Source organism: Ruegeria sp. AL11, assembly GCF_056540865.1.
Window position 1 is genome coordinate 132,977 of the sequence record NZ_JBQFXO010000011.1, and the last position, 12,524, is coordinate 145,500.

Below are 12,524 nucleotides of genomic sequence, written 5' to 3' on the forward strand. Positions count from 1 at the left end.
CCAATCACAAGAAAAACCGCTCATATCCTCCTTAGTTTTATCTGACCCTGTGGACTCTGACTCAGTGGCGGGGCACATGCCGTTTCAAATGCCAAGATCACACTGGCGCATCATCACATCGACAAGAGAATTCCGATGACAATGTTAAGCAACCTCGCCCCCATTCCCGAACTCTACGTATCTTATGACTCGGCCCAGAAGCTGAAGGTTGAGGCAGCGGATCTGACCAGCCATGACCTGTCTCCGCGCCAGATTTGCGATCTGGAACTGCTGATGAATGGCGGCTTCAACCCGCTGAAAGGGTTTCTGAGCGAAGCCGACTACAACAATGTGGTCGAGAACATGCGTCTGGCTGACGGCACGCTGTGGCCGATGCCGATCACGCTGGATGTCAGCGAAGAATTCGCCGAAAGCATCGAACTGGGCCAAGACATTGCCCTACGAGACCAAGAGGGCGTGATCCTCGGCACCATGACCGTGACCGACCGCTGGACCCCTGACAAATCGCGCGAGGCCGAGAAGGTCTTTGGCGCGGATGACGATGCGCACCCGGCCGTCAACTACCTGCATAACGTGGCAGGCAAGGTTTATCTGGGCGGTCCCGTTGTCGGCATTCAGCAACCCGTCCACTATGATTTCCGTGGCCGCCGCGACACGCCGAACGAGCTGCGCGCCTATTTCCGCAAACTGGGCTGGCGCCGGATCGTTGCGTTCCAAACTCGCAACCCGCTGCACCGCGCCCACCAGGAACTGACCTTCCGTGCCGCGAAGGAAGCGCAGGCCAACCTGTTGATCCACCCGGTTGTCGGCATGACCAAACCGGGCGACGTGGACCACTTTACCCGCGTGCGCTGCTATGAGGCGGTGCTGGACAAGTACCCGGCCTCGACCACCTCGATGTCGCTGATTAACCTGGCGATGCGCATGGCTGGCCCGCGTGAGGCCGTTTGGCATGGCCTGATCCGCGCCAACCACGGCTGCACCCACTTCATTGTTGGCCGCGACCACGCTGGCCCCGGCAAGAACAGCCAAGGTGAAGATTTTTACGGCCCCTATGACGCGCAGGATCTGTTCCGCAAATACCAAGATGAAATCGGCGTTGAGATGGTCGACTTCAAGCATATGGTCTATGTGCAGGAACGCGCCCAGTACGAGCCGAATGACGAGATTCTCGACAAGGACGATGTCACCATCCTGAACATCTCGGGAACCGAACTGCGCCGCCGTTTGGCCGAAGGTTTGGAAATCCCCGAATGGTTTAGCTTCCCCGAGGTCGTGGCCGAACTGCGCAAAACCAAACCGCCGCGCAGCCAGCAGGGCTTTACAGTGTTCTTCACTGGCTTCTCGGGCTCGGGCAAATCCACCATCGCCAACGCGCTTATGGTTAAGCTGATGGAAATGGGCGGCCGCCCCGTGACGCTGCTGGATGGCGACATCGTGCGTAAGAACCTGTCGTCCGAGTTGGGCTTCTCGAAGGAACACCGCGATCTGAACATCCGCCGCATTGGTTACGTGGCCTCCGAGATCACCAAAAACGGCGGTATCGCCATTTGTGCGCCGATTGCGCCCTATGCCGCCACCCGTCGGGCCGTGCGCGAGGAGATCGAACAGTTCGGTGCCTTCTGCGAGGTTCACGTGGCCACCAGCATCGAGGAATGCGAACGCCGCGACCGCAAGGGCCTGTATAAGCTGGCGCGCGAAGGCAAGATCAAAGAGTTCACCGGCATCTCAGACCCTTACGACGTGCCCCAGAACCCTGAACTGAGCGTCGAGACGGAGAATGTCGAGGTCGACAACTGCGCTCATCAGGTTCTGCTGAAGCTCGAGAGCATGGGCCTGATCGCTGCAAACTAAGCGGTTGAGCTAAACCAGATTGGAAACGGCCTCAGGTCACCGGGGGCCGTTTTTCGTGCGAACCAAGGACCGAGATTGACAAAGATGCGTGGCCTTGATGCAGTCAACCCAGTCAAGTTCGCCACAGTCAATCCACGATGCACCCCCTTCCTCAAATCGCCAGCTTCTGGTTTGGCTCCGATCTCAGCTGGCTCGAGGCGCTGTGCATTCAATCCTATCTGGACCATGGTCATTCCTTCACCCTCTATGCGGCCCACGACATCGCGAACATCCCAAATGGCGTCGACCTGCGGCATGCGTCCGAGATACTGTGGCCCGCCCCTTTTGATCTACGGCCCGAAGATCGGCTGGGCGTTGCGGTGTTTTCGGACATTTTCAGGCTGAGGTTGCTGGAACGCACAGATTTCATCTGGGTGGATCTGGATGCGCTCTGTCTGAAGCCTTTCGATTTTGCGTCCCCTTTTGTCTTCGCCCCCTCTCAATCCGGCAAGTTTCCCAATGGGGTGCTCCGTCTGCCGCAAGAGTCCCAAACGCTTGCGCAGATGCTGGCATTTGTCGCCTCGGCCAACCCGACCCAACCCTGGCGCGGGGCCAAGCTGCGCAGACGCAACGAGCAGCGTATCGATGAGGGTGAAACCTGGGGGATCGAGGCGCTGCCCTGGGGATGCTCCGGCCCGAAGGCGCTGGGGCATTTTCTGCGTGAGACCGGAGAGGACATCCACGCAATGTCCGCCGATACGTTCTACCCGCTGGCGAATGAGGCGCTTTGGAAGCTGCACGACCCCTATCTGCCCCCATCCACTATTGAACGAGACGGGGTACATTCCGTGCATGTCTTTGGGCATCAGAAGAAATTCATGGCCCAACAGACTGCGGGCCTGCCGGTGCGGGGATCGTTTCTCAGCACGCTATGCGCGCGTCACGGGATTGACCCACAAGACAACCCAATCGCACCGATGGCTTGGATGGGGTTTTAACCGGACGCGCCCGATAGCTCATGCCGCAGAGCGCGCACGGCGCGTTCTTCGAACTGACCGTAATCTGCAGCTGCGTCCTGAGTCGCCTTCAGATGGGGCAGACGCTGCGCATAGTCTTCTTCGGATGCAGACTGAATCGCTTGCTGTATATCTGCCTGTGTCTCGCAGAGGATCATCCCAGAAGTCTCCATGAAATCCCCGATATTCGGGCAACCCCAGTAAATCGGGACCGTCGCGCACAGGATCGAGTCGATCAGTTTCTCCGAGAAGTAATTCCGCTCTCGAACATTCTCGATTACGACCGAATAGCGGTAAGGGGCCAGACCATCCGATTTCTGTTCAAAAGGCGTGTATCCGCGCCCCATGATATCAACATCTGCCCCGGTTTCGCGGACCCAATCTATGACGTCATGGCGTAGCTGGTGGCCCACGAGGTCCCGCTTGGCCGAGGCGATCAGCGAACAGGATTTGACCTTCTCAGCCTGTAGCTCCTGCCAGTCCGGCACCATGGTCACGCCATAGGGCAGAAACACAGCATTGGGCAGGTTTTCCAGTAGAACGTCGTGAAAGGTGAACACCCTAAAGAACCGCCGCCACGTCAGGCGCAGCTGTCGGTCATGTTTGGCGTGGATGGCCGACGGCTCGCCCATCACCAGTGAAATCCGCGCTTTCGTGCCCCGCCGCAACCGCCAGTGAACCGTTGAATTGGGATACATGATAAGATGATCCGTCGGCGCGAGGTCGCCAACTGTTTTGCCCAGCAAACGATCCGGGCAGCCCTCGTGCCAGATCAGCTCGGACAGAGGCACCTCGGCCAGTTTCGGGCCCAGACGGTGGCCGTAGGGTAAAACAGCAATCGCTTCGGTCATTGATCCGCCTCAGGCAAGTCGACCTGTCCGCGCATCAGAACATAGCCTTGCCCCGCCACCTTGATCCCGGTCATGGCATCGCTCGGACCGACACGCGTCACCGTTGCTTGCCCCGGACGCCCCATGTCGTGACCCTGTTCAGCGATGAATTGGTCTTTCTCCATAAGCCCGTATTTCCAAAGATAGGCCGCCATCGCGCCCGTCGCAGAACCTGTAAAAGGGTCCTCGGGTGGGCTGGGCGGTGCCAGCAGCAGGCGTGAGAACGTATCCCCTTGTGTCGTCGCCCCCTGCAAGGTGACCAAAAACGGCTCGGCCATATCGGAACCAGAAAATCCCGCTTTTGCTGCCACCTCGCGCAAAGGACCTTCGGCCAGCCGCGCCGCGCGCAAGGCGTCGTGATCCCGCAGCACGGTGATACAGAACGGCAACCCGGTAGAGACAAATCGCGGAGGAGAAATAATCGCGTCCTCGGGCAACGATATCGCACTGGCAACCAGATCGGCGGGAACATGTGCTCCAAATTCCGGCGCAACCTGCGTCATCTCGATCTCATCACCGTTCAGACGAATGGCGACTAGGCCTGCCCCGGTTTCCAATGTCAGAGAGTCACCCTCAACCAGACCGCGCGACCGAAGTGCCGCGACCGTTGCGATGGTCGGATGACCGGCAAAGGGGATTTCACGGCTAGCCAGAAAATACCGCACCCGGATATCGGCAACATCCGACGGGCCGGTAAAAGTGCACTCTACCAGAGAGGTTTCGCGCACATAGGCCATGCAGACCTCATCCGACAGATGGGCCGCGCCATGGACTACGACGCAGCCATTTCCACCAAAGGCTTTGTCGGTAAAGGCATCCACCCAGTCAAAATCGAACCAGCTCATCCGGCGTTTCCTTACATGCACATGTCATCCCGGATACAATCCGGAGTTTGTGCATGTTTCGCTGGTGTCGGGCGGAATGTCACGCGCAAACGCGTGTTAATGGAGCCGTTCAGTGAACGGCCACCGGCGACAGATCATGCTCGCGGGCCAATACAAAGGCCAGCTTGCGGTCGGCGACAAGCGCCAGTTGCTGCCCGTCTGAGTCATGAACGGCGTACAGCTGATCCAGATCACCCGCCTGATCGCGCAGATCGCTGGGCAGATCGGCAACCTCAACCGTTTTGACATACACGATACGGTCGCCTTCGGTGTTGATTTCAATCGGTGTGTTCATTGCTCTTACCCCTTCCGTATGTTGATTGTCTGCACCACGGTTTCCGGCACGGCGCGGGTCAGATCCACATGCAGCAGACCGTTCTCCATTATCGCCTCGCCCACCTCGACACCGTCGGCCAGCACGAACATGCGCTGGAATTGACGCGCCGCGATGCCGCGATGCAGAAAGATGCGCCCCTCGCTATCGTCGCGCTGACGGCCTCGGATCACCAGTTGGCGATCCTCGATGGTGATCGACAGATCCTCTTCCGCGAACCCGGCCACCGCCAGAGTGATGCGGTAGGAATAGTCCGAGGTCTGTTCGATGTTGTAGGGCGGATATCCTTCATTGCCAGCCTTTGCAGACCGTTCCAGAAGGCGTTCCAATTGCTCGAACCCCAACAGATGCGGGTATGAGCCCAAGGTAAGTTTTGACACGTGTTCTCGTCCTTTTATGTCAAAGCGACGTATTGGGCGGCCCCGTTCTGGCAACCGCACAAGGTAGAATATGGGAAGAAACCGGGATGTCCACAAGGTCTGGCGTGATAACGTCTTGCACACTATCTTGTTGGGGACGCACCACAACAAGCCCGAGTCGCCAATGAACGCGCCCACTGACATGTCCATGAAAACCGATGAAGTTCTACGGGTTGAGTTGGAGGTTTTTCGTCGTCAGCACCGCGATCTTGATGAGGCGATCGAGGCGTTGCAGGCCACCGGCACATCGGATCAGTTGACGATCAAACGGTTGAAAAAACAGAAACTGCGGCTGAAAGACATCATCCGCCTGATCGAGGATCGCCTGACCCCCGACATCATCGCCTGACGCATTGCCACGCATGCGGATTTGGCTATAGTGCGCGCTCTTTCGAACGGCAGGGACGCAAGCGGATGAGCGATGTGAAAGTGGGGATCATCATGGGCAGCCAATCGGATTGGCCCACGATGAAAGAAGCCGCCAATATCTTGGATGAATTGGGCATCGCGTATGAAAAACGCATCGTTTCGGCCCACCGCACCCCTGACCGTCTATGGGATTACGGCAAGACCGCTGCGTCGCGCGGTTTGCATGTGATCATCGCGGGCGCTGGCGGGGCTGCACATTTGCCCGGCATGATGGCGTCGAAAACCCGCGTGCCCGTGATCGGCGTTCCGATTCAGACGCGGGCGTTGTCGGGCGTCGACTCACTGTATTCGATCGTTCAGATGCCGAAAGGATTTCCTGTGGCGACCATGGCAATCGGCGCGGCCGGTGGGGCCAATGCGGGCCTGATGGCGGCTGGTATTCTGGCCTTGCAGGACAGCGCTCTGGCCGAACGGTTGGACGCGTGGCGTGAGGCTCTGTCGGCCTCGATTCCGGAGGAGCCTGTCGATGAGTGACGCTCTGCAACCCGGTGCCCGGATCGGAATCCTGGGCGGAGGCCAATTGGGCCGGATGCTGTCGGTCGCTGCCTCCCGCTTGGGGTTTGTGACGCATATATTTGAGCCGGGCGCGAACCCGCCTGCGGCGCAAGTCGCCGACCGCGTGACAACCGCGCCGTATGACGACGCCGACGCGCTGCGCGCCTTCGCCGACTCGGTCGATGTCATCACCTACGAGTTCGAGAACATCCCAACCGAGGCGCTGGACCTGCTGGAAGCCCACCGCCCAATCCGTCCGGGACGCGAGGCTCTGCGGGTCAGTCAGGACCGGCTGACTGAGAAAAATTTCCTGCAAGGTCTGGGCCTCAACACCGCGCCTTTTGCGGACGTCACCGATCTGGCAAGCCTGAATACGGCTATTGAGGAAATCGGCACACCCGCGATCCTGAAGACCCGCCGGTTCGGCTATGACGGCAAAGGTCAGGCCCGCCTGCGCGCGCCTGAGGATGCCGAGGCTGCTCTGGCCGATATGGCGGGCGCGCCCGCGATCCTTGAGGGGTTTGTGGACTTCTCACACGAGGTCTCGATCATCGCGGCCCGCGGGCTTGATGGCCAGGTCGCTTGCTTTGACCCCGGTGAGAATGTCCACCGCGACGGCATCCTGCACACCACAACGGTCCCTGCCCGCCTGCGCCCGGCGCAGCGCACGGATGCAGTTCTGCTCGCGGCCAACATCCTGAATGCTCTGGACTATGTGGGCGTGATGGGGGTTGAGCTGTTCGTCACACCCGCGGGCCTGATCGTAAACGAAATCGCGCCTCGGGTGCATAACTCGGGCCACTGGACGCAGAATGGCTGCGCCGTCGACCAGTTCGAGCAGCATATCCGCGCCGTGGTCGGGTGGCCTTTGGGAGACGGGCAGCGACACTCGGACGTGGTGATGGAGAACCTGATCGGCGACGATATGGACCGCGTGCCGGACCTGGCGCAGGAGCGGGACGTCGCCTTGCACCTGTACGGCAAGGCCGAGGCCAGGCCCGGTCGGAAGATGGGTCACTTCAACCGCATCGCTCGCTGAGGGAAATCGCGCAGTCTACGCGATGCCTCCGGCGGAGGTATTTTTGAACAGAAGAAGGTGAGGCGGTCAGGAGAAAAATCTGGCCGCGATGTCACCGGACATGTGGCTGACACGGCCGCCCGCAAAGGTGGCGGCGACGCGGTGAGTTTTTGCATCCAGAATGACGATATCGGCGCGTTGACCCGGCATCAATGTTCCACGATCTTTCAGGTCGAGAAACCGCGCGGGGCCGGACGAGACAAGCGTCCAGGCCGCCGCAAAATCCAGCAACCCGCTTTTTGCCAACATAAACGCGGCGCGGCGCGGGCTGGGATAGTGGTAGTCTGAGGCCAGAGCGTCACACAGCCCCATCGCGATCAGGTCCAGCGCGCTGGCGTTGCCCTTATGGGAGCCTCCGCGCACCACGTTAGGTGAGCCCAGGATGATGTGATCTCCGGCCGCGCGTGCGGCTTCGGCTGCAGCGAGGGTTTCGGGGAATTCAGCGATCGAAACACCGCGTTTGCGCCATCCTGCGCGGGTCTCAGGCGTGGCATCATCATGGCTGCCCAAGCGCACGCCGCTTTGGGTCAAGTCAGCGCAAAGCGCGTCAAGTGCGGCGGGGACTTCATCGCTGCGGGCATGCATGGATAGCAGCATCTCAAAATGCACATCGGGGTTGCGCCCCGCTTTCAGGGCCTGCCCCGTCAGACGCGGAGGTTTTCGCCCTTCGGCCAGGCGGTCATGCGGCAGGTGGTCGTTGAAGACGACATAAGGCACCTGCCAATCCGCAACCTTTTCGGCCAGCTCGTTATAGTCGTCCAGCATATGCGTCTCGAACCGCAATTGCGGGATCAGATCCGTGACGGTGCTGTCCTTGACATCGGCAATCGCCTTGAACACCTGCGAGGCAAAATCCGGCCCACGCACCCCGCCTTCCCAGCTGTAGAACTGGGCCAGAACGCCGGTGGTGATCCCATTGGCGGCAAGCTCGGCCTCGACCGACAGGATACCTTCGTTCATCTGCTTCATGGCACCACGGCGCGGGGCAATATGACGTTCGAACCCGTCCCCATGCAGGTCGATTATGCCGGGCAGAACCAAATAGCCTGACAGATCAACGTGTCGCCCGGTCCGGTCGCCCTGTACGACCCCTTCGGCAATTGACAAATCGGCGCGCGACAACCCAGCCTCCGGCAGCAGAACCTCTGCTCCGGTCAACGTCAGTTCCAATGCCGTCATTCCGTGCGCTCCGAGTCCGGCTCCGAGCAATCCTGCCCGATACAGATCTCGTCAATGACGTCCATCACCCCATCAAGCCAAGTGATTTGCGGGTCGAACTGTCCAAATTCGATGAAGTGCAGCGCCTGGGCCATGACGCGGGGATTGTTCATCATAAAAGTATGCGTCACAGGCAGAACGATATGATCCGCCATACCTTCAACTCGGGTCGTGCGGATCGACACTTTGCCATCGTCTGGCCCATCAATCATCGACGAAAAGACCGGGTTCAGAGAGTTTTCACCCGCGATCACCCCAAGCTCGAACTCAACCGGGGGCAATTGGCGCGGGATACCCTCGGGGCCCGTGCCCAACTGCAGCCCTGCTGGACCATTGAGGTAGCCGAACACCTCCCACGCACCCAATTCATCCACCAACTGGCTGCCTTGATTGGGCGGCCCAAGCATGACGACGCGACCCAAATTCTCTGGTTCGTGATCCTGCAGCCAATAGCGCAACAGGATACCCCCCATGGAATGCGCCACGACATTCGCGGTGTCGTCCCCGCATTTGGCGAACGCATCGGGCAGAGTTTGCTCGGCCAGTTCCGGGATGCCCAGATCGGTCGACGGGTAACCCGGGCGAATGACCGTATAGCCATGCACCTCGAACAATTGCTCCATCACCGAAAAGGACGCCTCGGTCCGAGCCAGCCCATGCAGCAGGATCACGCATTTCGCCTGGGCCGCAGCCGGGAGAAGGAGAAAAATTATGGCAAGCAGAACTCTCATACCCGCCAGATAAGGCCTATTTCGGTTCGGGGAAAGATGTGACCTCAGGTTCTGCGCTGTACTGCCAGCGCGATCCCGCCCAAAACCAGTGCCGCGCCGATGATCAAGCGCATGCTTGCCACCTCACCCAACAGCAAAATTCCGGCAACGATTGCGATGACAGGGACGCTGAGCTGTACGACCGCAGCGACCGAAGGGGCAAGCTGCGGCAACACGCGATACCAAAGCGCGTAGCCAAGGCCCGACGTCACGCCCCCGGACAGAGCCGCCAGAAAATAGCCAAATCCGGTCATCTGGCAAGTACCACCTGTCACCAGCAAGGCCATAGCCGTGACGGGTAAGGCGACAACGAAATTGGCCGCCGTGCCCTCCAAAGCGTTCGGTTCGGACCGTCCGGCCAAGGAATAAGCAGCCCAACCAACCCCCGCCGCGACCATCAGAGCAGCCATCAAGGCGTCCACCTGAACGGTCCCCGATGGCCAAAGCACATAGGCCAACCCGCCCAGCGCGACCGCTGCGCCTGCCAATTGGCGCACCGTCGGGGCCGCTCCGGTCATAGCACCGACTGCGAACATGGTGATCTGAACGACACCGAACAGGATCAACGCACCCAACCCGGCGTCCAACGTCAGGTATGCCACAGAAAAGCCAATCATATAGAGAGACAGTGAACCCGCCCCGATGATCCGACGTGGTGAGAGAAGCGGCAGAACCCCGCCTTTCAAAAGAACCAACACGGCCAGAACCACCGCCCCCGCAAGAACACGGAAAACGGCGAACCCCGCAGGATCACTCGCCCCGCTCTCAATCGCCAGCCGGTTCAGAATCGAATTGGCCGCAAAGGCGCACATGGTCAGGGAGGTCAGAAGAAAAAGTCTCATGAATCCCGCATAGCGCGTTGGCCACGCTTTGCACACTCACTTTCCGGCTACGTGCAACGTCCAGTCTTCTTCTGTTCAAAAATACGTCCGCCGGAGGCATGGCCGCGCAGCGGGCATTCCAAACGCAAACGGGGCCGCCCAAAGGCGACCCCGCTCGTAAGCACTATGGCCCAAGCAGCTTACATCATGCCGCCCATGCCGCCCATGTCGGGCATGCCGCCAGCAGGTGCCGCGCCTTCTTTGGCGGGCTTGTCAGCAACCATTGCTTCGGTGGTGACCAGCAGACCAGCAACCGAGGCCGCGTCTTCCAGCGCGGTACGGACAACTTTGGCCGGGTCAATCACGCCGAACGAGAACATGTCGCCATATTCTTCGGTCTGCGCGTTGAAGCCGAACGATACATCGCCGGATTCACGGACTTTGCCCGCAACGACCGCACCGTCAACACCTGCGTTCTCGGCGATCTGGCGCAGCGGCGCTTCGATCGCTTTGCGAACGATGTTGATACCGGCGTTCTGGTCAGCGTTTGCACCTTCCAGAGTTTCCAGTGCTTTACCGGCCTGAACCAGGGCAACACCGCCGCCCACAACAACGCCTTCCTGCACAGCAGCGCGGGTCGCGTTCAGAGCATCGTCCACACGGTCCTTACGCTCTTTCACTTCAACTTCGGTCATGCCGCCGACGCGGATAACAGCAACACCGCCTGCCAGTTTGGCAACGCGCTCTTGCAGCTTCTCACGGTCGTAATCCGACGAGGTTTCTTCGATCTGAGTGCGGATCTGAGCAACGCGTGCTTCGATCTCGGCTTTCTCGCCTGCACCGTCAACGATGGTGGTTTCGTCTTTGGTGATCTCGATCTTCTTGGCGGTGCCCAGCATGTCCATGGTGACGGACTCAAGCTTCATGCCCAGATCTTCCGAGATGACCTGACCGCCGGTCAGGATTGCGATGTCCTGCAACATGGCTTTACGACGATCGCCGAAGCCCGGTGCTTTGACAGCAGCAATTTTCAGGCCGCCGCGCAGTTTGTTGACAACCAACGTCGCCAGCGCTTCGCCTTCAACGTCTTCCGCGATGATCAGCAGCGGCTTTTGCGACTGGATCACCTGCTCGAGCAGCGGAACCATCGGCTGCAGCGAGGACAGTTTCTTTTCGTGCAGCAGGATCATGCAGTCGTCGAGTTCTGCGATCATCTTGTCTGCGTTGGTGACGAAGTAAGGCGACAGGTAGCCACGGTCGAACTGCATACCTTCGACAACATCAGTCTCGGTTTCCAGACCTTTGTTTTCTTCGACGGTGATGACGCCTTCGTTGCCAACCTTCTGCATCGCGTCTGCGATCTGCTGGCCGATTTCGGCTTCGCCGTTGGCCGAGATGGTGCCAACCTGAGCAACTTCTGCCGAGTCTTTGACTTCACGCGACGCGTCTTTGATGCCTGCAACAACTTTGGCAGTCGCCAGGTCGATACCGCGCTTCAGGTCCATCGGGTTCAGGCCAGCTGCAACCTGCTTCAGACCTTCGCGAACGATGGCTTGGGCCAGAACGGTTGCGGTGGTGGTGCCGTCGCCGGCTTCGTCATTGGTGCGGCTGGCGACTTCTTTCACCATCTGCGCGCCCATGTTTTCGAACTTGTCTTCCAGTTCGATTTCCTTGGCAACCGAAACACCGTCTTTGGTGATGCGCGGTGCGCCGAAGGATTTGTCCAGAACCACGTTGCGGCCTTTGGGGCCCAGGGTCACTTTAACAGCATCGGCCAGGATGTTCACACCTGCCAGCATGCGGTTACGGGCATCGGTGTCGAATTTGACGTCCTTTGCAGCCATGTCGTTTCTCCTTGAGAAATTAGTTGTAAATGAAGATCAGAGGAAGCGCGGCGGCTTACTCAATGATCCCCATGATGTCGCTTTCTTTCATCATCAGCAGCTCTTCGCCGTCGACCTGAACCTCGGTGCCCGACCATTTGCCGAACAGGATCTTGTCGCCAGCTTTGACCGCCATTGCGATCAGCTCGCCGCTGTCCTTGCGTGCGCCTTCGCCGGTTGCGACGACTTCGCCTTCGCTGGGCTTTTCTTTCGCGCTATCAGGAATGATCAGGCCGCCTGCGGTTTTCTCTTCGCTTTCTGTACGGCGAACCAGCACACGGTCATGAAGCGGTTTCAATGCCATCTTTGTAGCTCCTTGGGCTCAAAGTTTATCTATCCTCCCCCCGCCGACTGGCGAGGCGTTAGCACTCAAGGGTAGAGAGTGATAACGACGCATAGCTATGGGGTGCAAATCCCCGAGTCAACAAGCTGTGATGGATTTTTTTCGACCCAG

General features: G+C 59.4%; 14 protein-coding genes. 5 read left to right on the forward strand and 9 right to left on the reverse strand.

The features are described from left to right. Window positions 1-135: 135 nt before the first annotated feature. Window positions 136-1,854 carry a bifunctional sulfate adenylyltransferase/adenylylsulfate kinase gene (locus tag ACR0IP_RS18155; RefSeq protein WP_480527064.1) on the forward strand — a complete coding sequence of 573 codons (1,719 nt, stop codon included), beginning with the start codon at window positions 136-138 and terminating at the stop codon, window positions 1,852-1,854. 137 nt (window positions 1,855-1,991) lie between these two features. Next, a complete protein-coding gene (locus ACR0IP_RS18160) occupies window positions 1,992-2,831 on the forward strand; it encodes a hypothetical protein (RefSeq protein WP_480527066.1) in 840 nt (279 codons plus the stop codon). On the opposite strand, the gene ACR0IP_RS18165 is transcribed toward ACR0IP_RS18160, so the two are convergent. The 4 genes from ACR0IP_RS18165 to ACR0IP_RS18180 form a co-directional block, all read right to left on the reverse strand. Beyond that, a complete protein-coding gene (locus ACR0IP_RS18165) occupies window positions 2,828-3,700 on the reverse strand; it encodes a hypothetical protein (RefSeq protein ID WP_480527067.1) in 873 nt (290 codons plus the stop codon). The genes ACR0IP_RS18160 and ACR0IP_RS18165 overlap by 4 nt on opposite strands. Continuing rightward, entirely contained in the window at window positions 3,697-4,584 is an 888-nt protein-coding gene (locus ACR0IP_RS18170) for a PhzF family phenazine biosynthesis protein (protein WP_480527069.1), read from the reverse strand. Before ACR0IP_RS18170 ends, ACR0IP_RS18165 begins: the two co-directional genes overlap by 4 nt. Window positions 4,585-4,693: 109 nt before the next feature. Further along, entirely contained in the window at window positions 4,694-4,918 is a 225-nt protein-coding gene (locus ACR0IP_RS18175) for a DUF1150 family protein (protein ID WP_170374662.1), read from the reverse strand. 5 nt (window positions 4,919-4,923) lie between these two features. Then, window positions 4,924-5,337 carry an Hsp20 family protein gene (locus ACR0IP_RS18180; RefSeq protein ID WP_170374660.1) on the reverse strand — a complete coding sequence of 138 codons (414 nt, stop codon included), beginning with the start codon at window positions 5,335-5,337 and terminating at the stop codon, window positions 4,924-4,926. Window positions 5,338-5,500: 163 nt separating this feature from the next. Here ACR0IP_RS18180 and ACR0IP_RS18185 point away from each other — a divergent pair, with 163 nt between their 5' ends. From ACR0IP_RS18185 to ACR0IP_RS18195, 3 genes are all read left to right on the forward strand, one after another. After that, window positions 5,501-5,725: a YdcH family protein gene (locus tag ACR0IP_RS18185; RefSeq protein ID WP_480527071.1), complete on the forward strand. Its 225-nt coding sequence runs from the start codon at window positions 5,501-5,503 to the stop codon at window positions 5,723-5,725. Window positions 5,726-5,790: 65 nt separating this feature from the next. Further along, window positions 5,791-6,279 carry a 5-(carboxyamino)imidazole ribonucleotide mutase gene (gene purE / locus ACR0IP_RS18190; RefSeq protein ID WP_480527073.1) on the forward strand — a complete coding sequence of 163 codons (489 nt, stop codon included), beginning with the start codon at window positions 5,791-5,793 and terminating at the stop codon, window positions 6,277-6,279. Beyond that, a complete protein-coding gene (locus tag ACR0IP_RS18195) occupies window positions 6,272-7,339 on the forward strand; it encodes a 5-(carboxyamino)imidazole ribonucleotide synthase (protein ID WP_480527075.1) in 1,068 nt (355 codons plus the stop codon). Before purE ends, ACR0IP_RS18195 begins: the two co-directional genes overlap by 8 nt. 66 nt (window positions 7,340-7,405) lie before the next feature. On the opposite strand, the gene ACR0IP_RS18200 is transcribed toward ACR0IP_RS18195, so the two are convergent. The 5 genes from ACR0IP_RS18200 to groES form a co-directional block, all read right to left on the reverse strand. Next, window positions 7,406-8,557, reverse strand: coding sequence for an alpha-D-ribose 1-methylphosphonate 5-triphosphate diphosphatase (locus ACR0IP_RS18200; RefSeq protein WP_480527077.1), 1,152 nt, complete (start codon window positions 8,555-8,557; stop codon window positions 7,406-7,408). Continuing rightward, complete coding sequence (locus ACR0IP_RS18205) at window positions 8,554-9,327, reverse strand: alpha/beta fold hydrolase (RefSeq protein ID WP_480527079.1); 774 nt, start codon at window positions 9,325-9,327, stop codon at window positions 8,554-8,556. Before ACR0IP_RS18205 ends, ACR0IP_RS18200 begins: the two co-directional genes overlap by 4 nt. Window positions 9,328-9,371: 44 nt before the next feature. Beyond that, complete coding sequence (locus tag ACR0IP_RS18210; RefSeq protein WP_480527081.1) at window positions 9,372-10,208, reverse strand: DMT family transporter; 837 nt, start codon at window positions 10,206-10,208, stop codon at window positions 9,372-9,374. A 179-nt stretch (window positions 10,209-10,387) separates the two neighbouring features. Next, the gene (gene groL / locus ACR0IP_RS18215; protein ID WP_170374649.1) at window positions 10,388-12,031 is read right to left on the reverse strand and encodes a chaperonin GroEL; all 1,644 of its coding nucleotides are present in this window, start codon (window positions 12,029-12,031) and stop codon (window positions 10,388-10,390) included. A gap of 55 nt (window positions 12,032-12,086) precedes the next feature. Further along, window positions 12,087-12,374 (reverse strand): co-chaperone GroES, encoded by a 288-nt coding sequence (gene groES / locus ACR0IP_RS18220; RefSeq protein WP_170352338.1) that lies wholly within the window; start codon window positions 12,372-12,374, stop codon window positions 12,087-12,089. Window positions 12,375-12,524 lie beyond the last annotated feature (150 nt).